This window comes from Halomonas heilongjiangensis (genome assembly GCF_002879645.1).
GTDB lineage: Bacteria > Pseudomonadota > Gammaproteobacteria > Pseudomonadales > Halomonadaceae > Halomonas > Halomonas heilongjiangensis.
The window spans coordinates 44968-64774 of record NZ_PNRE01000051.1 but is presented as its reverse complement, the minus strand read 5'-3'; the positions used below and the strand labels follow the sequence as shown (position 1 = coordinate 64774).

Here is a 19807-nt window from a genome sequence, read left to right as displayed (position 1 = left end):
TATCCTTTAGCCATTGGCGGTAGTCGACTCGTTGGCGGGTGGCTTGCCGTACCCGATCACCAGCCCATCAGGACGGATACACAGGATGGATGACAGCTTGGAACCCCAGGAACAGGATCATGTGCTGATCATCGAGGACGATGAGCGGTTGGCCGGGCTGACCCGTGATTATCTGGAGGCCAACGGCTTCCAGGTCACGCTGGAGGCCGACGGTGCACGAGGCGTCGAGCAGATCCTGACACTGCAGCCGGATCTGGTGATTCTGGATCTGATGCTGCCCGGTGAGGACGGCCTGTCGATCTGCCGCCGCGTGCGCGCCGACTACCCCGGCCCGATCCTGATGCTCACCGCACGCACCGACGACATGGACCAGGTACTGGGCCTGGAGATGGGGGCCGACGACTACGTGCCCAAGCCGGTGCAGCCGCGTGTGCTGCTGGCGCGCATGCGTGCCCTGCTGCGGCGCACCGACCCCAGCGAGCCGGGGGGCGAGACGCGGCTCGCCTTCGGCAACCTCGAGATCGACAGCGCCACCCGGGAGGCCTGGCTGGAGGGCGAGCGCATCGACCTGACCAGCGCCGAGTTCGACCTGCTGTGGTTGCTGGCCAGCAATGCGGGACGGGTACTGACCCGCGAGGAGATCTTCTCCCAGCTGCGCGGCATCAAGTACGACGGCCAGGACCGCTCCATCGACGTACGGGTCTCGCGGATCCGTCCCAAGATCGGCGACGATCCCAACCAGCCGCACCGCATCAAGACGGTGCGCAGCAAGGGTTACCTCTTCGTCAGGGACAGCTGATCCATGCGGCGGGCGCTGGCCGACAGCACCTTCCTGCGCGTCTATGTGCTGCTGGCACTGGCGCTGCTGCTGACCTTCGGCCTGGCCCTCCTGGGCCTGGCCATGGTCGATCAGGTGCGTCGCGAGCATCATCGCGAGCAGCTCGCCGACGCGCCCATGCGCCTGCTGGTGGAGAAGCTCGCGGAACTGCCCCGCGACGAGCGTGAGGCCTGGCTGGAGCGCCGTGCCGAGCGGCTCGACATGACCCCGACCCTCTATCCCGTCGACTCCCTGGTGCTGAACTACTTCGATCGCACCCGGCTCGAGAGCGGCCGGGTGCTGGTCTCCTTCCGGGGCGAGCATGGCTGGCGCCTGCAGCGGCTGCTGCCCGGTGGCGACTGGCTGCTGGAGATCGATCTGGCGGGCTTGAGCGAGCAGCAGCTGCGCGGGCTCACCGAGCTGTTCGGGGAGTGGCTGAGCGAGGTGCAGGGCGCCGAACGCCAGCAGCGCCTGGAGTGGGTCTCCGGCGCCGGCATCCCGGTGACCCTGACCGACCGGGCGCCGGAAGGGCTGGATGCCCGCCAGCTGTCGCGGTTGGCCGAGGGCGAGGTGGTGATTCGCCTGCTGCCGGGGCGCTGGTCCATCACGATGTACCTGGAATTGCCGGATACCGACGGCGAGGCCCGCTGGCTCGCCATCGGGCCGGTGCAGGCCTTCGAACCGATGCCGGGGTCGCTGCAACTGCTGCTGCTGATGATCCTGCTCGGCGTGCTGGCGGTGATCATCTACCTGATCGTGCGTGGCGTGGAGGCGCGCATGGCACGGCTCGAGCTGGCCGCCACGCGCATCGCCGGCGGCCGCCTGGACACCCGGGTCAAGGTCGAGAGCGGCGACTTCCTGGGACGGCTGGGCATGGCCTTCAACGGCATGGCCACCCAGGTACAGTCGCTGCTGCGCGCCCAGCAGGACATGATTCGCGCTGTCTCCCACGAGCTGCGTACCCCGGTGGCGCGTATCCGCTTCGCCGTGCAGATGGTCGAGGACATGACCGATGATCCGGCGATTCGTCGCCAGCTCGAGGGCATCGACGGCGACATCGAGGAGCTCGACGGCCTGATCGACGAGATCCTCACCTATGCCAGGCTGGGCAACGAGTCGGTCAACAGCATGGAGATGGATACCTCGCTGGTCGACTGCCGGGCCATGGCGGAGCGGGTGATCGAGACCCTGAGCCCGCTGCATGGCCACCTGCGCTTCGAGCTGGCCGGGGGGGACGAAGTGGAGATCAGTGCCGATCCCCGTTATCTCCAGCGAGCCCTGCAGAACCTGGTCGCCAATGCCTGCCGGCACGCCCGCTCGCGTGTGCTGATCCGCCTGCATTCCGAGCCGCACCTGGTGCGTCTGGACGTGGAGGACGACGGCCCCGGGGTACCCGTCTCGGAGCGCCTGGAGGTCTTCAAGCCCTTCGCTCGCCTCGATGACAGCCGCACCCGCAGCTCCGGGGGCTACGGGCTGGGGCTCTCCATCGTGCAGAAGGTCATGACCTGGCACGGTGGCAGCGTCGCGGTCGACGACAGCCCGCAACTGGGCGGCGCCCGTTTCACCCTGCTGCTCCCGCGCCGACCCGTCACGCCGGCTTGATGCCCTCGAGCACCGCAAAGGACGTTTCCCGGGCGGTGCGCAGGAAGTCTTCCATCCAGGGGGCCTCGCGGGTCTCCTCGCGGATCGCCGCGAACAGCGTGCTCCACACCCCCTTCTCGCCCAGCGTCACGGCGCTCACGTAGCTGCGCTCCAGGTACTCGGTCAGCGCCCAGTTGGGCAGGGCGCAGACCCCGCGGCCACTGGCCACCAGTTGCATCATCATGATCGTCAGCTCGGCGGTGCGCACCTCCCTGGGGCGCACGCCGACGGGGTCGAGGAACTGGGTGAAGACGTCCAGCCGTGAATGTTCCACCGGATAGGTGATCAGGGTCTCCTCGGCCAGGTCCTCGGCAAGCACGAAGGGCCTGCCCGCGAGGCGATGCTGGCGGGCCACCGCGAGCAGGCCCTCGTAACGGAACAGCGGCTCGTAGTAGACGCCGGGCAGCGGCTGGGGATCGGCGGTGATCACCAGGTCCAGCTGTTCCCTGGCCAGCGCCGGCAGCGGGTCGAAATGATGGCCGCCGGGGATGTCGATCTCCACCTCCGGCCAGTGGTCGCGGAAGTGGTCGATGGTGGGCATCAGCCACTGAAAGCAGCTGTGGCATTCGATGGCCATGTGCAGGCGGCCCTGCTCGTTGCCGGCCAGCCGTGCCAGGTCGCGCTCGGTCATGCGTACCTGGGGCAGGACCTGCTCGGCCAGGACGAGCAGGCGCTGCCCGGCCCGGGTGAACTCCACCGGGCGGGTCTTGCGCACGAACAGCGGGGCGCCCAGGCGCTCCTCCAGGTCCTTGATCTGGTGCGACAGAGCCGACTGGGTCAGGTGCACGCGCTCGGCGGCCTCGACCAGGGAGCCGGCGTCGCGCAGGGCGACGAGGGTGCGCAGATGGCGAAGTTCCAGCATTCGATTGAGCCGATTTCATTTTAAAGATTAAGAAGTTTAGTTTGATTCACCATTCACGGCCAGCGATCCTTTATCGCATCATTCATGCAAAAAGGATCTCACCATGACCTTGGCTCATATTGCCGGCTATCCGCGCATCGGCGCGAACCGCGAGCTGAAGACGGCCACCGAGGCCTACTGGCGGGGCGAGACCGACCTCGAGGCCCTGGAAGCCACCGGCCGGGCGCTGCGCGAGCGCCACTGGGCGGCCCAGCGCGAGGCGGGGCTCGACCTGGTGACGGTGGGCGACTTCGCCTTCTACGACCAGGTGCTCGACGTCTCGATACTGCTCGGGGCGGTGCCGGGCCGCTTCGCGGCCGACGACGAGGTGGCCCGGGGCGAGGTGTCGCTGGACACCGCCTTCCGCATGGCCCGGGGGCGCGCGCCGACCGGCACCCCGGCGGCGGCCTGCGAGATGACCAAGTACTTCGATACCAACTACCACTACCTGGTACCGGAGCTGCACGCCGGCCAGTCCTTCCGCCTGGCGAGCTCCCGGCTGTTCGATCAGGTGGCGGAGGCCCGGGCCGCCGGCCACCCGGTCAAGGTCACCCTGCTGGGGCCGCTGACCTGGCTATGGCTGGCCAAGGCCCGGGACGAGGGACTCGACCGGCTGAGCCTGCTGGAGGCGGTGCTGCCGGTCTACAGCGAGGTTCTCGCGCGGCTGGCCGAGCAGGGCGTGGAGTGGGTGCAGCTCGACGAGCCGGCCCTGGTGCAGGATCTCCCCCGCGAATGGCAGCAGGCCTATGAGGCGGCCTACAGCGTGCTGGGCCGCGTGCCGGTCAAGCTGCTGCTGGCCACCTGCTTCGGCGGCCTGGGCGAGAACCTCAACCTGGCGGTGAACCTGCCGGTGGAGGGCCTGCACATCGATGCGGTGCGCGCCCCGGAGCAGCTCGAGGCGGTGCTCGACCGGCTACCCGGCTACAAGGTGCTGTCGGTGGGGGCCATCGACGGCCGCAACATCTGGCGTGCCGACCTGGCGCTGCTGCGCGAGCGCCTCGCGTCGGCCCGCATGCGTCTGGGCAAGCGGCTGTGGCTGGCCCCGTCGTGCTCGCTGCTGCACGTCCCGGTGGACCTCGAGGCCGAGACCGAACTCGACCCCGAGCTCAGGAGCTGGCTGGCCTTCGCCCGCCAGAAGCTCGACGAGGTGGTGACGCTCGCGCACCTGCTCGATGGCCGCGCCACGGCGCAGGACCGGGAGCGTGTCGAGGCCGCCACCCTGGCCCTGCAGGCCCGCCGGGACTCTGTGCGCATCCACCGGCCGGCGGTGGCCGAGCGCCTGGCCAGGGTGAGTGCCGCCGATACCGAACGTGCCAGTCCCTATCCGGTACGCGCCAAGGCCCAGCGCCGGGCTCTGGGGCTGCCGCTCTATCCCACCACCACCATCGGCTCCTTCCCCCAGACGGCGGAGATCCGTGCGGCCCGCCGTGCCGTCAAGGCCGGGGAGCTGGAGCCCGGCGCCTACGAGGCGCGGATGCGCGAGGCGATCGCCCATGCCGTGGCGCGCCAGGAGGCGCTGGGGCTCGACATGCTGGTGCACGGCGAGGCCGAGCGCAACGACATGGTCGAGTACTTCGGCGAACGGCTCGAGGGCTATGCCTTCACCCGCTACGGCTGGGTACAGAGCTACGGTTCGCGCTGCGTCAAGCCACCGGTGATCTTCGGCGACGTCAGCCGCCCCGGCCCGATGACGGTGCGCTGGAGCGAGTATGCCCAGTCGCTCACCGAGCGTCCCATGAAGGGCATGCTGACGGGGCCGGTGACCATGCTGCAGTGGTCCTTCGTGCGCGACGACCAGCCCCGCGAGACCACCTGCCGCCAGATCGCCCTGGCGCTGCGCGACGAGGTGCGCGACCTGGAGGCCGCCGGCATCCGGGCGATCCAGATCGACGAACCGGCCCTGCGCGAGGGCTTGCCGCTGCGCAGCGGCGAGTGGCAGGCGTACCTCGACTGGGCGGTGGCATGCTTCAGGCTGTCGGCCGCGGTGGCCCGCGACGCGACCCAGATCCACACCCACATGTGCTATTCGGAGTTCAACGACATCATCGCCGCCATCGCCGCGCTGGATGCCGATGTCATCACCATCGAGACCTCGCGCTCCGACATGGAGCTGCTCGAGGCGTTCCAGGACTTCGCCTACCCCAACGAGATCGGCCCGGGGGTCTATGACATCCACTCGCCGAACATTCCCGAGGTGGACTGGATGGTGCAGCTGATGGAGAAGGCGGCCGAGCGCATCCCGCCGGAGCGGCTCTGGGTCAACCCGGACTGTGGCCTCAAGACCCGCGGCTGGGCGGAGGTGGAGCCGGCGCTGGCCAACATGGTCGAGGCCGCGCGGGGGCTGAGGCGGCGCCATGGCTGAGGCCGGGCGTTGAGCGGGGAAGGGCGGTTGGCCTGAGCGCGAGGCATCGGCGGCTGGTATTCTGGGCTCGCGCAGGAATACGACACACCACGCAAGGAGCCGCCATGTCCCGTTCTGCCATGACCCTCGCCCGCCGTCTGCCGCCGCTGCTCGGCACCGCCCTGCTCCTGGCCGGCTGCGCCGCCGCCCCGAGTGGCGAGGGGCGCCCGGAGGTCGCCGACCGCACCGCCGCCGCCGATGGCAAGGTCGTGCAGCCCACGGCACCGCTGATGCCCTCGGCCTTCTTCGCCGGCGGCGCCGAGGCGTTCGTCGGCTGGCGCTGCACCCCGGCCCAGGACCTGGTCACCGCGCATCCCGACGACGAGCTGCGGCTGTGGTCGGCCCACGGCGCCTGGCGGCTGCAGCCGGCGGTGGTCGCCAGGGGGGCCCGCTACCAGCAGGGCGAACTCAGTTTCTGGAACAAGGGCGAGGAGGCGGTCGTCGAGAGCCCTACCGGGCGCCTGGCGTGCCAGGCGCACATCAAGCGCACCGCCCTGACCCGCCGGGACCGCCCCGATGTGATGTTCCATGCCCGGGGCAACGAGCCGGGCTGGATGGCCAGCCTGCCCAGCAACGAGGCCGAGATCGACCTGCTGCTCGACTACGGCGACCGCCAACTGACCCTGCCGTATCGGGTCACCACCCTGGACAACGGCGAGGGACGGGTGATCCTGGCCAGCGGCCGGGCGGACACCCCCTTCGAGCTGCGCATCGAGGGGCAGGCCTGCTTCGACGACATGAGCGGCGAGCCCTTCCCGGCCCGGGTGACCCTGACCATCGACGGTGAAACCTATCGGGGCTGTGGCCAGGGCATCGCCCCCTGATGCGGACGCGCACGACCTGTGTTCGCTCGCGACGCGCCTGAAGGCCTCTGGCTTTCGATTTTCTCGAATATAATGCGCGGATTTTTGCGCTTTTCGTTGTAAAAAATACACCTAGAATGGCGATCATTATCCTGTTAACGACACAAGGAGATCGCCATGACTACCCGCGCCCTCGTCATCACGTCCTCGATCCTGGGCAACCAGGGCCAGTCCATCGCCCTGGCCGAACACTTCTCGGCCCGCGCCGTCGAGCGCGATGGCCTCGAGGTGACCAACCGCGACCTGGTGGCCGACGAGCTGCCCCACCTCGGCCTCGCCGAACTCGGCAGCTGGCAGGTGCCGGCGGCCGAACGCACGGTCGAGCAACGCGAGCTGGCGGGCCGCTCCGATGCCCTGATCGCCGAGCTGCGTGACCACGACGTGCTGGTGTTGGCGGTGCCGCTCTACAACCTGGGCATACCGTCACAGCTCAAGGCCTGGTTCGACCGGGTGCTGCGCGCCGGCGAGACCTTCCGCTACACCGAGCAGGGCCCCCAGGGGCTGGTCGAGGGCAAGCGGGCGGTGATCCTGGCGACCCGCGGCGGGCAGTACGCCGGCACGCCGCTGGACAGCCAGACGCCGCACCTGAAGAGCATGCTCGGCCTGATCGGCATCACTGAGGTCGACGTGGTCTACGCCGAGGGCCTCGCCATGGGCGAGGGCCACCGCGACGCGGCCCTCAAGGAGGCGAGGCAGGCCATCGATGGCCTGGTCGAGTCCCTGTAAGCGGATCGATTCGTGCGCTTCGGCACCGCGGGGCGGCCAGATGGCCGCCCCGCCTCGTCATGGGCGCCGTTCAGCACTGGCTGGGTGTGCTGACGATCCAGTGGCTGGCGACGAAGTCGCTGGTGCACAGCGCCGGCTCCGGGCTGAGGATGCGTGCCCCGAGCCGCCCGATGGCATCCCGGTTGCTGCGGGTGGGCGCCGGCAGCGGCTCGGGGGTATCCAGCGGCTGCCACTCGTCCCCGTCGCGAATCGCCAGGGTGAAGCCGAAGGGGTGGAAGCCCGGGAAGCCGAGGCGCAGGTCGGTGGCCACCAGGGTCTCCCGGCCGCCGAGCTCGAGCACCTCATAGCGCAGGAAGGGGCCGGCGAACCAGTCGAGGCGGGCGCCACGCCGGCTCGCCAGCGCCACCGGCTCCAGCTCGGCGCCGCGACTGTAGGTCTCCAGTTCCGGCCGGGTATCGCCGTCGAGGAGCCCGACCAGGGTCTCGTGGTGCCGGTCGCCGTCGACCACCGTCACCCGCCACAGCAGGGTATTGAAGGGCGTCGGCTGGACCAGCCGCGGGGCCTCCTCGAGGCCGTGACCGGCCAGCACCGGCTCGAGACGCTGCTCGACGTAGGTCTTGGCGCCCATGGCGAACACCAGGTAGGTCGTGGAGAGCGCCAGGCCCCAGGTGGGGCCGCGACGTCCGTTGCCGCCGGCCAGCGCCACGCCGATGCCCACCAGCAGCGGCAGGCTATAGAGCGGGTCGATGATGAACACGATCGGCCAGGCCGTCGGGCGCATGTCCAGCGGCCACCACAGTTGGGTGCCGTAGGTGGTCAGGGCGTCCAGCAGCGGATGGGTGACCAGGCAGAGCCCGAAGAAGGCCCACCAGCGGCGGAAGGAAATGTCCCGGGCGGGAGCGAAGCGGGCGGCGACCAGGGCCAACAGGGTGGCCAGTCCCGAGAGCACGAAGAGCGAGTGGGAAAAGCCACGGTGCTCGGTGATGTTGGCCACGGCATCGCCGTAGTCGATGACCACGTCCAGGTCGGGCAGGGTGCCCAGTACCGCACCGATCAGCACCGCCTTGCGGCCCAGCCGGCGGCCGAGCACGGCACCGCCGACCGCCGCGCCCAGCGCGGCCTGGGTAAGCGAATCCATCGAGGGTAATCCTTCGGTAGCCCGGGAAGCGTCCACTATGATGCCACGCCGCCGTCGCCGGTTCCCGTCGGATCACGGCTCAGGAACTGGGGCATGCCCAAGGGGGGCCGGCCGCGAGGATGCGGGCGTGGACCGGGCAGTCGTCGCGGTGGGCGCCGGGCAGGTGGCCGGTGCTCATCAGGAACTCCCCGACGATTTCCGGCCCGGTGAAGCGGAAGGTGCGCCGGAACAGCTTGACCCAGTCGGCGTGCGTCAGCGGATGGTGATGCGCCAACCAGTCCCGGAAGCTGCCATGGCGCCGCTGCAGCTCGAGGACCACGCCGGCGTTGTGGATCACGGCATCGACCTTGAGGCGGTTGCGGATGATGCCGGCGTCGGTCAGCAGGCGCTCGCGATCGGCGTCGCCATAGCCGGCGATCCGCTCGATCGCGAAGCCCTCGAAGGCGTCTCGGAAGGCGTCGCGCTTCTTCAGCACGGTGAGCCAGGAGAGGCCCGCCTGGTTGATCTCCAGGACCAGGCGCTCGAAGAGCAGCCGGTCGTCGGCGACCGGGAAGCCGTATTCGTGGTCGTGGTAGGGGCCGTGAAACGGATGTCCCGGTGCCTGGTCACAGTAGTGGCTCATAGACTCTCTCGCGGGATTGGCAAGGGTTGTCAGGATGCCGACATCGGCGCTTGCGCTCATCACAGGAGACTACACCATGACGTCAAGGTCGTACCCGGTCCTGGCCGGCACCCTGCTCGCCCTGTCCACCTCCTTCGCCTGGGGCGAAGCCCCCCAGGTGGAGATGCACAAGGACCCCAACTGCGGCTGCTGCAGCGCCTGGGCCGAGCACCTGGAGGCGGAAGGCTTCGAGGTGCGCGTGCACGAGACCCGTGACATGCGTGCGGTGAAGCTCGAGCATGGCGTCACCCCGGAGCTGGCGTCCTGCCATACCGCCGTGGTGGACGGCTACGTGATCGAGGGGCATGTGCCCGCCGCCGATATCCGGCGGCTACTCGAGGAGCGTCCCGACGTGGCGGGGCTGGCGGTGCCGGGCATGCCCCACGGCTCGCCGGGCATGGAGACCGGCCGCTTCGACGACTACGCCGTGCTGGGCTGGCACCATGACGATCGCACGCCGACGGTCTTCAGCGACTACGCCCACGACTGAGCTCACGCATCATCATCGAAGAAGGAACCGCCATGCAGTACCTGCACACCATGGTCCGCGTCAGCGACCTCGACGCCTCGCTGCACTTCTACTGCGACCTGCTGGGGCTCAAGGAGGTGCGGCGCAAGGAGAACGAGAAGGGACGCTTCACCCTGGTCTTTCTCGCCGCCCCGGAGGACGAGGCACGCTCCACCGAGCTCCAGGCGCCGGAGCTGGAGCTGACCTGGAACTGGGACCCGGAGGCGTACACCGGAGGCCGCAATTTCGGCCACCTGGCCTATCGGGTCGACGACATCTATGCCCTCTGCGAGAAGCTGCAGGCAGGAGGGGTGACCATCAACCGCCCACCGCGGGATGGCCACATGGCCTTCGTCAGGAGCCCCGACGGCATCTCCGTCGAGTTGCTGCAGAAGGGCGACGCCCTGCCCCCGAAGGAGCCCTGGGTGTCGATGGACAATACCGGCACCTGGTGATCAATCCGGGCGCCAGGCCATGCGCCCGCTGCCGAGGAAGACGAGGGCCACGGCGCCGAACAGGTAGAGCCCCTGCAGCTCCAGGGCCCAGCCGCCGCTGCTGGTGAACTCGGTGAGCTGGTGCATATGGGCCAGGAAGATCGCCACCACCATGTTGGCGGCCATCAGCAGGCCGGCGATCCGGGTCTGCCAGCCGATCAGCGCCATCAGCGGGGCGACGACCTCGCCGAGCAACACGCCATAGGCGAGGAAGCTGGGCAGGCCCTGGCCGGCGAGGGTATCGCCGATCCAGGTCAGGCTGCCGGGATTGAGCAGCTTGGCGACGCCGTGGAGCAGCATCAGGCCGGCCACCGAGAGGCGCAGGATCAGCTTGCCGAGGGCGTCATTGTGAAGGGCATGAAGCATGACGAGGTCCTTGTCGGGCGGCAGGAGAGGGGGAATTGTCTACACGCGCCGGTTGATGCAAGCTTGGCGCCATGAGCCTCAAGGAAGATACCATGATGATCAATCGTTTAGCCAAGTCACTCGCCCTGATGTCGGGCGCCCTCATGCTGGCCGCCTGCAGCAGCCAGCCAGCCCCCGACGTCGGGGGCCGGTCGGCCGAGCTGGAAGGCCCGGTCGTGGGGCCGCGCTGGAACCTGTTGCTGGTGGGCACCGACGAGCGCCTCTCGATGCCCGAGACACCGCACTTCGTGGTCGCGCCGGACGGCAGGGTGAGCGGCAGTGACGGCTGTAACCAGCTGAATGGCCGGGTGCGACTGGACGCCAGCAATCGCATCGAGTTCACCGAGCTCGCCACCACGCGTCGTGCCTGCCCCCAGGCGGAGGACGCCCGGCGCGTCACGGCGATGATGGAGAACGCCTACCGTTACCTGATCGACCACGACCGGTTGGTGTTCTTCGGTCCGGATCAGCGGGTGTTGGGTGGCTTCCAACGCGCCAATTAGCCGCCGGTCACGCCGGCTTTCACCTTCACCAGTCCCGCGGCGATGGCACGGGACAGGTACGGGCCCAGCGGGGTGAGCAGGATCCAGGGGGCGATGACCAGGTTGATGGCCACGGCGGCGAAATAGACGTCGCTGAACCAGTGGGCACCGCTGAGGATGCGCGGGGCGCTGAGCAGCACGGCCGCCAGGAGGCCTGCCAGGGCTACCTTGCGGCCGGCGAAGCGCCACATGAAGGCGGTGAAGAGCAGCAGGTTCACGCCGTGGTCACCGGGGAAGCTCGAGCTGGAGCTGTCCTTGGTGGAGAACCCCACCATCTCGGTCACCAGGTTGGCTCCCTCGTACACCACCGTCGGGCTCGGGTGGGTGTAGGGCACCACCAGCCGGACCCCCTGGGCGATGAACACCGCGGCCAGCAGCATGGTGACGCCGGTGCCACCCCAGCGCAGCAGCCGGTGCCGTGGCTCCGGGTCGCGGCCGATCGCCCACAGGTAGATGCCCAGCAGCACCAGCAGGCTGAACACGTCGAACAGCCGGTGGTTGGTGGCGGCCACGATCGTCACCCAGAGGGTATTGACGTCCTCCAGCCAGGCATTGGTGAGGAAGAAGACGGCGTCGTCGAGCTCATCCCAGAAGGACAGCCCCGGATAGAGCCAGCTCGTGATCAGGGCCGCCCCCAGCAGATTGAAGAGCAGGATGCGGCCGAGCGAGAAGGTCGGCCTGGTCGGCGTCATCATGGAGTTCGTTTCCTCACAGGGCGGCGATCTTGTCGCGCTGTTCGACCAGCAGGTTGCGGGTGGCCTGGAAGTCGGCGAGCTTGCCGCGCTCCTTCTCGACCACCGCTTCCGGCGCCTTGGCGACGAAACTCTCGTTGCCGAGCTTCTTCTCGATGCCGCCGATCAGCTTGTCCTGCTTGTCGATTTCCTTGGCCAGGCGGGCAAGCTCCGCCTCCTTGTCGATCAGGTCGGCCATGGGCACCAACACCTCCATGTCGCCGACCAGTTGGGTGGCCGAGAGCGGGGCCTGGGCCGGGTCATCGAGCCAGTTGGCGCTCTCCAGCTTGGCCAGCTTGGCGAGGAACGGACGATTGGCCTCCAGCCGCTCGCGGTCGGCAGCGCTGCCCTTGGTCAGCAGCACCTCCAGCGGCTTGCCCGGGGCGATATTCATCTCGGCGCGAACGTTGCGCACGGCGACGATCACCCCCTTGAGCCACTCGATGTCGCGGGTCGCCTGCTCGTCGAGCTTGTCTTGCTCCGCCACGGGCCAGGGCTCGCTCATGATCGACTCGGAACCGTCGCCGCTCGCCTTGCCGGCCAGCGGGGCGACGCGCTGCCAGATCTCCTCGGAGATATAGGGCATCATCGGGTGGGCCAGGCGCAGGATCGCCTCGAGCACGCGCACCAGGGTGCGGCGGGTGCCGCGCTTGGCCGCCTCGCTCGCACCGTCGTCCCACAGCACCGGCTTGGAGAGCTCCAGGTACCAGTCGCAGTACTCGTTCCAGACGAACTCGTAGAGCGCCTGGGAGGCGTGGTCGAAGCGGAACTCCTCCATCGCTTTGGTCACCTGGGCCTCGGTCTGCTGCAGGCGCGAGACGATCCAGCGGTCGGCCAGCGATAGCTCGACCTCGCCGCCCTGACCTTCGAGAGAGGCGCCACAATCCTGGCCCTCGGCGTTCATCAGCACGTAGCGCGAGGCGTTCCACAGCTTGTTGCAGAAGTTGCGGTAGCCGTCCAGGCGGCCCATGTCGAACTTGATGTCGCGCCCGGTGGTGGCCTGGGAGAGGAAGGTGAAGCGCAGCGCGTCGGTGCCGTGGGGTTCGATGCCCTCGGGGAACTCGTCGCGGGTGGCCTTGGCGATCGCCTTGGCCTTCTGCGGCTGCATCAGGCTGCCGGTGCGCTTTTCCAGTAGCTCGTCGAGCCGGATGCCGTCGATCAGGTCGATGGGGTCGAGCACGTTGCCCTTGGACTTGGACATCTTCTGGCCCTGGCCGTCGCGCACCAGGCCGTGGACGTAGACCTGCTTGAAGGGCACCTCGCCGGTGAACTTCAGGGTCAGCATGATCATCCGCGCGACCCAGAAGAAGATGATGTCGAAGCCGGTGACCAGCACGCTGGAGGGGTGGAAGGTCGCGAGCTCCGGGGTCTTCTCCGGCCAGCCCAGGGTGCCGAAGGTCCACAGGCCCGAGCTGAACCAGGTGTCGAGCACGTCCTCGTCCTGGGTCAGGGCAACGTCGGCGGCCAGGCCGTGCTTGTCGCGGGCCTCGGCCTCGGTGCGCGCCACGTAGACGTTGCCCTCGCTGTCGTACCAGGCGGGGATGCGGTGGCCCCACCACAGCTGCCGCGAGATGCACCAGTCCTGGAGGTCGCGCATCCACGAGAAGTACATGTTCTCGTAGTTCTTGGGCACGAACTGGATGTCGCCGTTCTCCACCGCCTCGATGGCCGGCTTGGCGAGGCTCTCCACGGCGACGAACCATTGATCCGTGAGCAGCGGCTCGATGACGTCGCCCGAGCGGTCGCCGTAGGGCAGGGTGTTGTTGACGGTCTCGATCCGCTCGAGCAGCCCGGCGGCCTCCATGTCGGCGACGATCTGCTTGCGCGCCTCGAAGCGGTCGAGCCCGGCGTAGGCCTGGGGCAGGCTGGGGTCTATCTCGGGCAGCGGACGGCCCTGGATGTCGTAGGCCTCGGCCCGGGCCAGGATCGCCGCGTCCTGGGTGAAGACGTTGATCAGCGGCAGCCCCTGGCGACGGCCCACCTCGTAGTCGTTGAAGTCGTGGGCCGGGGTGACCTTCACGCAGCCCGAGCCCTTCTCCATATCGGCGTGCTCGTCGGCGACGATGGGAATCCGGCGACCCACCAGCGGCAGTTCGATGAACTTGCCGACCAGCGAGGCGTAGCGCGGGTCCTCGGGGTTGACCGCCACGCCGGTGTCGCCGAGCAGGGTCTCGGGGCGGGTGGTGGCAACGACCAGGTGGTCGAGGCCGGCGTCGGTCTTGACGCCGTCGGCCAGCGGATAGCGGAAGTGCCAGAACTGGCCCTGCTGGTCGCGGTTCTCCACCTCGAGGTCGGAGATCGCGGTGTGCAGCGTCGGGTCCCAGTTGACCAGGCGCTTGCCGCGGTAGATCAGGTCCTCTTCGTAGAGGCGCACGAAGACTTCCTGCACCGCCTGGTAGAAGCCGTCGTCCATGGTGAAGCGCTCGCGGCTCCAGTCGACGCTGGCGCCCATGCGGCGCAGCTGGCGGGTGATATGGCCGCCCGACTCCTGCTTCCACTCCCAGACCTTGTCGATGAACGCCTCGCGCCCCAGGTCGTGGCGGCTCTTGCCCTCCTCGGCGGCGACCTTGCGCTCCACCAGCATCTGCGTGGCGATGCCGGCGTGGTCGGTGCCCACCTGCCACAGGGTGTTGTGGCCCTGCATGCGCCGCCAGCGGATCAGCGTGTCCATGATGGTGTCCTGGAACGCGTGGCCCATGTGCAGGCTGCCGGTGACGTTGGGCGGCGGGATCATGATCGAGTAGGGCTCGCCCTCGCCCGAGGGGGCGAAGCGGCCGTCGGCCTCCCAGCGCTCGTACCAGCGGGATTCGATCTGCTCGGGTTGGTAGGTCTTGTCCATGGGGTCTGGATCCAGAAATGATCACCTCCGGCTAGCTAAGTGGCCGGACGGCAGGAGATGGCGACGAAAAATGGCGGTGATTATAACGCGAGGGGGCGCCTGGCGTCAGCCTCACTGCCCGCGCAGAGAGTGAGCCTCCAGCGTTGGCGGTCCCTTTGGGGTCAGACCCCGGCGGTGTCGAAGCCGCTCTTTATGTGCATGACAGAGGGCTTGCTGGTTCGGCTGGGGTCTGACCCCAAAGGGGCCATGCCGCCGACATATGCAGTGAAAATACCGCAAACGCCGGGCAATGCGGGCGGCCCGGAGGCGCTAACGTTGCTAGCCCTGGCCGCGCAGCTGATGCGCCTTGACCGGATAGCCGCGCTGCTTGTAGGTCTGCCAGCATTCGCGCTTGGCGGTCAGCACCTGCTGGTGCTGGTTGATGATCTCGGCCACCCGTTCGAAGCGCGAGAACCACTCGGGGATGCCGGGGTGCAGGTTGAGCATCGCCTGCACCCCGGCGTCCGGCGCCGGCGGGCCCTCCCAGCCGATGGTGACCGGCACGTCCTGCCCCTGCTCGCTGCCGAGCAGGGTACTGTCCACGAGGGCGTGGGGCAGGTAGGCGTCGGGACGGAAGGTCCACAGCCGGTCGTCGAGGTCCCGGGCCATGGCCTCGTCCTCGGCGTGCAGGTGCAGCCGATAGCCCTTGCCGGCGATGGTCTCGGCCAGCCGGCAGGCGAAGCCGAGACGCGCCTCCAGGGTGGTGTCGGGGAGGATGTAGAAGTCGATGCGGGTCATGCTACAGCTCGTTGCCGTTCTCCACGCTGCGGGCCTCTTCCTCGCGGTCGAGCAGGTACTGGGTGAGCAGGCCGACCGGACGACCGCTGGCCCCCTTCTGCTTGCCGGAGGTCCAGGCGGTGCCGGCGATGTCGAGGTGTGCCCAGGGGAACTTGTCGGCGAAGCGCGAGAGGAAACAGGCGGCGGTGATGGTCCCCGCCGGGCGGCCGCCGATGTTGGCCAGGTCGGCGAAATTGGACTCGAGCTGCTCCTGGTACTCGTCCCACAGCGGCAGGTGCCAGGCGCGGTCCCAGGCGGTCTCGCCGGCGTCGAGCAGGTCCAGTGCCAGGTCGTCGTCGTTGGAGAGCAGGCCGGTGGCGTGATGGCCCAGGGCGATGATCGCGGCGCCGGTGAGGGTGGCGATGTCGACCACGCTGGCCGGTTCGAAGCGCTCGGCGTAGGTCAGGGCGTCACACAGCACCAGCCGGCCCTCGGCGTCGGTGTTGAGCACCTCCACCGAGAGGCCCTTGAGGGTCTTGATGATGTCGCCGGGCTTGGTGGCGCGGCCGTCGGGCATGTTCTCGGCGGCGGCGACGATGGCCACCAGGTTGAGCTTCGGCTTGATGGCGAGTATCGACTTGACGGTGCCGAACACGCTGGCGGCACCGCACATGTCGAACTTCATCTCGTCCATGGCCTCGCCGGGCTTGAGCGAGATGCCGCCGGTGTCGAAGGTGATGCCCTTGCCCACCAGCACATGGGGGGCCTCGTCGGAGCTCTCGGCGCCCTGGTAGCGCATCACGATCAGCCGCGAGGGTTGCTCGCTGCCGCGACCCACGGAGAGCAGGCTGTGGGCCCCCAGGCGTTCGAGCGCCTCCTCGTCGAGGATCTCGACGGCGAGCGCGCCACCGGAGGCCCGGCCCAGGGCCTCGGCCTGCTCGGCCAGGTAGCGCGGGGTGCAGACGTTGCCCGGCAGGTTGCCCAGGGTGCGGGTGTAGGCGACGCCTTCGCCCACCGCCTTGCCGATGCGAGCGCCCTCGCGGGCCGCGTCGGCGTCGCCGTTCTCGCTGACCAGCAGGATGACGCGCTCGAGCCGGGGCGGCGGCGCCGGCTCCGACTTGAACTCGGCGAAGCGGTAGACCGCGCGCTGGGCGGCTTCGGCCACCATGCGGGCCTTCCAGTCGCAGACGCGGTCGGGCAGGGGCACATCGGTGAAGGCCACGGCGGCGTCATCGACCGGCAGGCCGGCGAGGGCGGTGAAGGCGGCATCCAGGGCCTTGCGGAAGGCGCCCTCCCGGCACTTGTCCCGGCTGCCCAGCCCGACCAGCAGCAGGCGTTCGGCGCTCACGCCGGGGGCGAAGGGGATCAACTGCACATTACCCAGCTTGGGGTCGAAATCGCCGCGCTCGATCACCTGGCCGATCAGCCGCTCGCTGGCGTCGTCGAGCTTGGCGGCGGTGGGCAGCAGGTCGCCATCCTTGAACACCGGTACCACGATGCAGGCCGTCTCGGTCTTGACGGGATTGCCCGTCTGAACTGGGAATTCCATGGTGTCTCCACAAGACAAGCGTAGGGGGATTCTGGATAATGCCGGCACTCGGCCGTGTCACGCCAGTGTACCCAAGGCATGGCCCGAATGCATGGAAGGCGGCTGCATGATCATCTTTCGTTACCTGACCCGTGAGATCCTGCTCACCATGGCCGCGGTGGCCGGGGTGCTGCTGCTCGTCATCATGGGGAGTCGCTTCATCCGCTACTTCACCGATGCCGCCGAGGGGGAGATCCCGGTGAGCATTCTCGGCACCCTGATGCTCTTCCATCTGCCGGGCTTTCTCGAGCTGATCCTGCCGCTGGCCTTCTTCCTCGGCATCCTGCTGGCCTATGGCCAGCTCTATCTCAACAGCGAGATCACGGTGCTCGTGGCTTGTGGCACCAGCCCCAACCGGCTGCTGCAGGTGAGCCTGGTGCCGGCCACCCTGGTGGCGGTACTGGTCGGGCTGTGCAGCCTCTGGCTGACGCCGGCGGGTGCCCTGCACAACGCGGTGATGCTCGAGGAGCAGCGCAGTCAACTGGACTTCTCGGCATTGGCACCGGGCCGCTTCCAGGACTTCGGTGGTGGCCGTACCGCCTACATGGAGTCCATGAGTAACGATCAGAGCCTCATGCAGGGCGTCTTCATCAGCGAGCGGCAGCGACGCCGCGACGGCACCCCCGAGAGCACGGTCACCCGCGCCACGAGCGGCTACCAGACGGTCGACCCGGATACCGGCAGCCGCTTCCTGGTGCTGGCCGACGGGGAGCGCTACAGCGTCGACCCGGGGCGTTTCGAGGCCGAGCGTCTGGCGTTCGACACCTATGCGGTACGACTCTCCCAGGCCGATGACATGCGCGAGCTCGACTCGCCGGAGTACGCCAGCACGGCGGCCCTGTTCACCGACGATTCGCTGCGGGCCAAGGCCCAACTACAGTGGCGTCTCGGCCTGCCGCTGATGGTCTTCATCCTCACCCTGCTGGCCATGCCGCTCTCCCGGGTCAATCCCCGCCAGGGGCGCTTCGCCAAGCTGCTGCCGGCGATCTTCCTGCATGTCGCCTACCTGAGCCTGCTGCTGGCGGCGCTGGACGCCATCGGGCGGGGGGCGCTGCCGGCGGCGGTGGGGATGTGGCCGATCCACGGGGCCTTCCTGGCTCTCGGCCTGGCGATGATGGCCCACGCCCAGCGCAAGGGGATCAGCGGATGATTGCCGATCGTTTCGACCGTTACCTGGCCCGCAACGTCCTGGCCGCCATCGTCGTGGTGCAGGTGGTGCTGCTCGGCCTCGACCTGGTGATCACCTACATCAACGACCTGGACGACGTGGAGGGTGGCTACGGTGCCTTCCAGGTGCTGCTCTATCTGCTGATGCGCCTGCCCTGGCGCTTCTACCAGTATGCCCCGGTGGGGGTATTGATCGGCGCCCTGATCGGCCTGGGCAGCATGGCCTCGAGCAACGAGCTCACGGTGATGCGCGCCGCCGGCCGTTCCCTGACCCGCATTCTCTGGGGGGTAATGAAGCCGATCATCCTGGTGGTGGTGGTGGTGCTGTTCATCGCCGAGTATGTCAGTCCGCGCACCGAGCAGTTCGCCAGCGCCTGGCGACTGGAGCAGATGCAGGGGGAGGGCGCGGTACTCACCGAGCGCGGCGGCTGGCAGCGCGAGGGCGACAGCTTCTATCGCTTCGGCGCCATCCGTGCCGACGACACCGTGCTCGACCTGACGCGTTACCGCTTCGAGGACCAGGTGCTACGCGAGGCCACCACCGCCGAACGAGCGGCCTGGCGGGAAGACCGATGGGTACTCGAGCGGGTCGAGGTGACCCGCTTCGAGAACGAACGCACCGAGGTGGAGCACCATGACACCCTGAGCTGGCAGACCAGCCTGACCCCCGAGCAGCTCAGCCGCCTGCTGCGGAGCATCAACAGTCAGGCGCCCAGCGAGCTGTGGGCCTATGCCCGCTACCTCCAGGCCCAGGGGCTTCAGGCCACCGAGCCGCTGCTGTACTTCTGGCAGAAGATATTGATGCCCCTGACCCTGGGGTCGCTGGTGCTGGTGGCGGCGTCCTTCGTGTTCGGCCCGCTGCGCAGCGTGGCCGCCGGCACGCGGGTCTTCTACGGGGTGATTACCGGCCTGACCTTCAAGTACCTGCAGGACCTGCTGGCGCCGGCCTCCACGGTGTTCGGCTTCTCCCCGGCCTGGGCGGTGCTGGCACCGACCCTGATCTGCGCCGGGGTGGGGGCCTATCTGCTGCGACGAACCGGGTGAGGGCATTCCATCCCATGCAACGACGCTTCGGCAATCTCGACGATGTCTGGCCGGCAGGGCTCGCCCGTCGGTTGGGGGCGATGCTCTACGACAGCTTCCTGGTGGCGGCGATCTGGTTGCTGATCACGGCGCTGCACCTGGTCGTCGTGAGGCAGGTGCTGGGCCTGTCGGCCGAGCAGGTCGGGGCCGGCCTGGTGCAGGTGATCAGCCTGCGGCTGCTGTTGCTGGCCGGCGCCTTCGCCTTCTTCGCCTTCTTCTGGGTACGTGGCGGCATGACGCTCGGCATGCAGGCCTGGCGGCTGCGGGTGCAGACCCTCGACGGTCGCTCCATCACCCTGGGCCAGAGCCTGGTGCGCTTCCTGGTGGGCGGCCTGTCACTGGCCGCCTTCGGGTTGGGCTACCTCTGGATCCTCTTCGACGCCGAGCGGCGCAGCTGGTCGGACATCGCCTCCGGGACCCGGGTCGTGGTGCTGCCCAGGCCCCAGCGGCGTCGCTGAGGCAACCTCGTTCTCATCCTTAGGTCGAATGAGAATGAATTTCTTCTTCCTATGCTTGCGATAGGCTATGCGAATCATTTACATTCGT

Annotated in this window: 19 protein-coding genes; 11 read left to right on the top strand and 8 right to left on the bottom strand. The window is 68.5% G+C overall.

Annotated elements, in window-relative coordinates; genetic code table 11:
- Positions 1–85: 85 nt before the first annotated feature.
- Both C1H66_RS11845 and C1H66_RS11840 read left to right on the top strand, forming a co-directional pair.
- Complete coding sequence (locus C1H66_RS11845) at positions 86–799, top strand: winged helix-turn-helix domain-containing protein (RefSeq protein ID WP_102628089.1); 714 nt, start codon at positions 86–88, stop codon at positions 797–799.
- Positions 800–802: 3 nt separating this feature from the next.
- Positions 803–2419, top strand: a complete 1617-nt coding sequence (locus C1H66_RS11840; RefSeq protein ID WP_102628088.1) for an ATP-binding protein — start codon at positions 803–805, stop codon at positions 2417–2419.
- On the opposite strand, the gene C1H66_RS11835 is transcribed toward C1H66_RS11840, so the two are convergent.
- Positions 2406–3320, bottom strand: a complete 915-nt coding sequence (locus tag C1H66_RS11835; RefSeq protein ID WP_102628087.1) for a LysR family transcriptional regulator — start codon at positions 3318–3320, stop codon at positions 2406–2408. The genes C1H66_RS11840 and C1H66_RS11835 overlap by 14 nt on opposite strands.
- A 103-nt stretch (positions 3321–3423) precedes the next feature.
- Here C1H66_RS11835 and metE point away from each other — a divergent pair, with 103 nt between their 5' ends.
- The 3 genes from metE (at position 3424) to C1H66_RS11820 (ending at position 7349) form a co-directional block, all read left to right on the top strand.
- The gene (gene metE, locus C1H66_RS11830; protein ID WP_102628086.1) at positions 3424–5721 is read left to right on the top strand and encodes a 5-methyltetrahydropteroyltriglutamate--homocysteine S-methyltransferase; all 2298 of its coding nucleotides are present in this window, start codon (positions 3424–3426) and stop codon (positions 5719–5721) included.
- A 104-nt stretch (positions 5722–5825) separates the two neighbouring features.
- Positions 5826–6584, top strand: coding sequence for a COG3650 family protein (locus tag C1H66_RS11825; protein WP_240618290.1), 759 nt, complete (start codon positions 5826–5828; stop codon positions 6582–6584).
- A 156-nt stretch (positions 6585–6740) separates the two neighbouring features.
- Positions 6741–7349: an FMN-dependent NADH-azoreductase gene (locus C1H66_RS11820; protein ID WP_102628085.1), complete on the top strand. Its 609-nt coding sequence runs from the start codon at positions 6741–6743 to the stop codon at positions 7347–7349.
- A gap of 70 nt (positions 7350–7419) precedes the next feature.
- Here C1H66_RS11820 and C1H66_RS11815 read toward each other — a convergent pair whose 3' ends face one another.
- Positions 7420–8487 (bottom strand): metal-dependent hydrolase, encoded by a 1068-nt coding sequence (locus tag C1H66_RS11815; protein ID WP_102628084.1) that lies wholly within the window; start codon positions 8485–8487, stop codon positions 7420–7422.
- Between the two features lie 79 nt (positions 8488–8566).
- Positions 8567–9109: a DNA-3-methyladenine glycosylase I gene (locus tag C1H66_RS11810; RefSeq protein ID WP_102628083.1), complete on the bottom strand. Its 543-nt coding sequence runs from the start codon at positions 9107–9109 to the stop codon at positions 8567–8569.
- Positions 9110–9185: 76 nt separating this feature from the next.
- Between C1H66_RS11810 and C1H66_RS11805 the strand changes: the two genes are divergently transcribed.
- Both C1H66_RS11805 and C1H66_RS11800 read left to right on the top strand, forming a co-directional pair.
- On the top strand, positions 9186–9638 hold the full coding sequence (locus tag C1H66_RS11805) for a DUF411 domain-containing protein (RefSeq protein WP_102628082.1): 453 nt from the start codon (positions 9186–9188) through the stop codon (positions 9636–9638).
- Positions 9639–9670: 32 nt separating this feature from the next.
- Complete coding sequence (locus C1H66_RS11800; RefSeq protein ID WP_102628081.1) at positions 9671–10111, top strand: VOC family protein; 441 nt, start codon at positions 9671–9673, stop codon at positions 10109–10111.
- Here C1H66_RS11800 and C1H66_RS11795 read toward each other — a convergent pair whose 3' ends face one another.
- Complete coding sequence (locus tag C1H66_RS11795) at positions 10112–10516, bottom strand: DoxX family protein (RefSeq protein WP_102628080.1); 405 nt, start codon at positions 10514–10516, stop codon at positions 10112–10114. It abuts the gene before it with no gap.
- Between the two features lie 95 nt (positions 10517–10611).
- On the opposite strand from C1H66_RS11795, the gene C1H66_RS11790 reads away from it, so the two are divergent.
- On the top strand, positions 10612–11058 hold the full coding sequence (locus C1H66_RS11790; RefSeq protein ID WP_102628093.1) for an META domain-containing protein: 447 nt from the start codon (positions 10612–10614) through the stop codon (positions 11056–11058).
- Here the strand turns inward: C1H66_RS11790 and C1H66_RS11785 are convergent.
- The 4 genes from C1H66_RS11785 to C1H66_RS11770 all read right to left on the bottom strand — a co-directional run bounded on the left by C1H66_RS11785 (position 11055) and on the right by C1H66_RS11770 (position 16972).
- Complete coding sequence (locus C1H66_RS11785; protein WP_102628079.1) at positions 11055–11792, bottom strand: phosphatase PAP2 family protein; 738 nt, start codon at positions 11790–11792, stop codon at positions 11055–11057. The genes C1H66_RS11790 and C1H66_RS11785 overlap by 4 nt on opposite strands.
- 13 nt (positions 11793–11805) lie before the next feature.
- Entirely contained in the window at positions 11806–14667 is a 2862-nt protein-coding gene (locus C1H66_RS11780; protein ID WP_102628078.1) for a valine--tRNA ligase, read from the bottom strand.
- A gap of 318 nt (positions 14668–14985) precedes the next feature.
- Complete coding sequence (locus C1H66_RS11775; RefSeq protein WP_102628077.1) at positions 14986–15444, bottom strand: DNA polymerase III subunit chi; 459 nt, start codon at positions 15442–15444, stop codon at positions 14986–14988.
- 1 nt (position 15445) lies between these two features.
- Positions 15446–16972 carry a leucyl aminopeptidase gene (locus C1H66_RS11770; RefSeq protein WP_102628076.1) on the bottom strand — a complete coding sequence of 509 codons (1527 nt, stop codon included), beginning with the start codon at positions 16970–16972 and terminating at the stop codon, positions 15446–15448.
- A gap of 106 nt (positions 16973–17078) precedes the next feature.
- Here C1H66_RS11770 and lptF point away from each other — a divergent pair, with 106 nt between their 5' ends.
- From lptF to C1H66_RS11755, 3 genes are read left to right on the top strand one after another with little or no spacing between them, the layout of a single operon-like run.
- Entirely contained in the window at positions 17079–18161 is a 1083-nt protein-coding gene (gene lptF, locus C1H66_RS11765; RefSeq protein WP_102628075.1) for an LPS export ABC transporter permease LptF, read from the top strand.
- On the top strand, positions 18158–19222 hold the full coding sequence (gene lptG / locus C1H66_RS11760) for an LPS export ABC transporter permease LptG (RefSeq protein ID WP_102628074.1): 1065 nt from the start codon (positions 18158–18160) through the stop codon (positions 19220–19222). The genes lptF and lptG overlap by 4 nt, the downstream gene beginning before the upstream one ends.
- A gap of 14 nt (positions 19223–19236) precedes the next feature.
- Positions 19237–19719, top strand: a complete 483-nt coding sequence (locus tag C1H66_RS11755) for an RDD family protein (RefSeq protein WP_102628073.1) — start codon at positions 19237–19239, stop codon at positions 19717–19719.
- The last annotated feature ends 88 nt before the right edge of the window (positions 19720–19807 follow it).

Coding starts and splice junctions, on each gene's coding strand:
- C1H66_RS11800 (WP_102628081.1), top strand. CDS start 9,671: ATGCAGTACCTGCACACCATGGTCCGCGTCAGCGACCTCGACGCCTCG.
- C1H66_RS11810 (WP_102628083.1), bottom strand. CDS start 9,109: ATGAGCCACTACTGTGACCAGGCACCGGGACATCCGTTTCACGGCCCC.
- C1H66_RS11840 (WP_102628088.1), top strand. CDS start 803: ATGCGGCGGGCGCTGGCCGACAGCACCTTCCTGCGCGTCTATGTGCTG.
- C1H66_RS11780 (WP_102628078.1), bottom strand. CDS start 14,667: ATGGACAAGACCTACCAACCCGAGCAGATCGAATCCCGCTGGTACGAG.
- C1H66_RS11820 (WP_102628085.1), top strand. CDS start 6,741: ATGACTACCCGCGCCCTCGTCATCACGTCCTCGATCCTGGGCAACCAG.
- C1H66_RS11755 (WP_102628073.1), top strand. CDS start 19,237: ATGCAACGACGCTTCGGCAATCTCGACGATGTCTGGCCGGCAGGGCTC.
- C1H66_RS11770 (WP_102628076.1), bottom strand. CDS start 16,972: ATGGAATTCCCAGTTCAGACGGGCAATCCCGTCAAGACCGAGACGGCC.
- C1H66_RS11775 (WP_102628077.1), bottom strand. CDS start 15,444: ATGACCCGCATCGACTTCTACATCCTCCCCGACACCACCCTGGAGGCG.
- lptF (WP_102628075.1), top strand. CDS start 17,079: ATGATCATCTTTCGTTACCTGACCCGTGAGATCCTGCTCACCATGGCC.
- lptG (WP_102628074.1), top strand. CDS start 18,158: ATGATTGCCGATCGTTTCGACCGTTACCTGGCCCGCAACGTCCTGGCC.
- C1H66_RS11795 (WP_102628080.1), bottom strand. CDS start 10,516: ATGCTTCATGCCCTTCACAATGACGCCCTCGGCAAGCTGATCCTGCGC.
- C1H66_RS11815 (WP_102628084.1), bottom strand. CDS start 8,487: ATGGATTCGCTTACCCAGGCCGCGCTGGGCGCGGCGGTCGGCGGTGCC.
- metE (WP_102628086.1), top strand. CDS start 3,424: ATGACCTTGGCTCATATTGCCGGCTATCCGCGCATCGGCGCGAACCGC.
- C1H66_RS11835 (WP_102628087.1), bottom strand. CDS start 3,320: ATGCTGGAACTTCGCCATCTGCGCACCCTCGTCGCCCTGCGCGACGCC.
- C1H66_RS11790 (WP_102628093.1), top strand. CDS start 10,612: ATGATCAATCGTTTAGCCAAGTCACTCGCCCTGATGTCGGGCGCCCTC.
- C1H66_RS11845 (WP_102628089.1), top strand. CDS start 86: ATGGATGACAGCTTGGAACCCCAGGAACAGGATCATGTGCTGATCATC.
- C1H66_RS11805 (WP_102628082.1), top strand. CDS start 9,186: ATGACGTCAAGGTCGTACCCGGTCCTGGCCGGCACCCTGCTCGCCCTG.
- C1H66_RS11825 (WP_240618290.1), top strand. CDS start 5,826: ATGTCCCGTTCTGCCATGACCCTCGCCCGCCGTCTGCCGCCGCTGCTC.
- C1H66_RS11785 (WP_102628079.1), bottom strand. CDS start 11,792: ATGATGACGCCGACCAGGCCGACCTTCTCGCTCGGCCGCATCCTGCTC.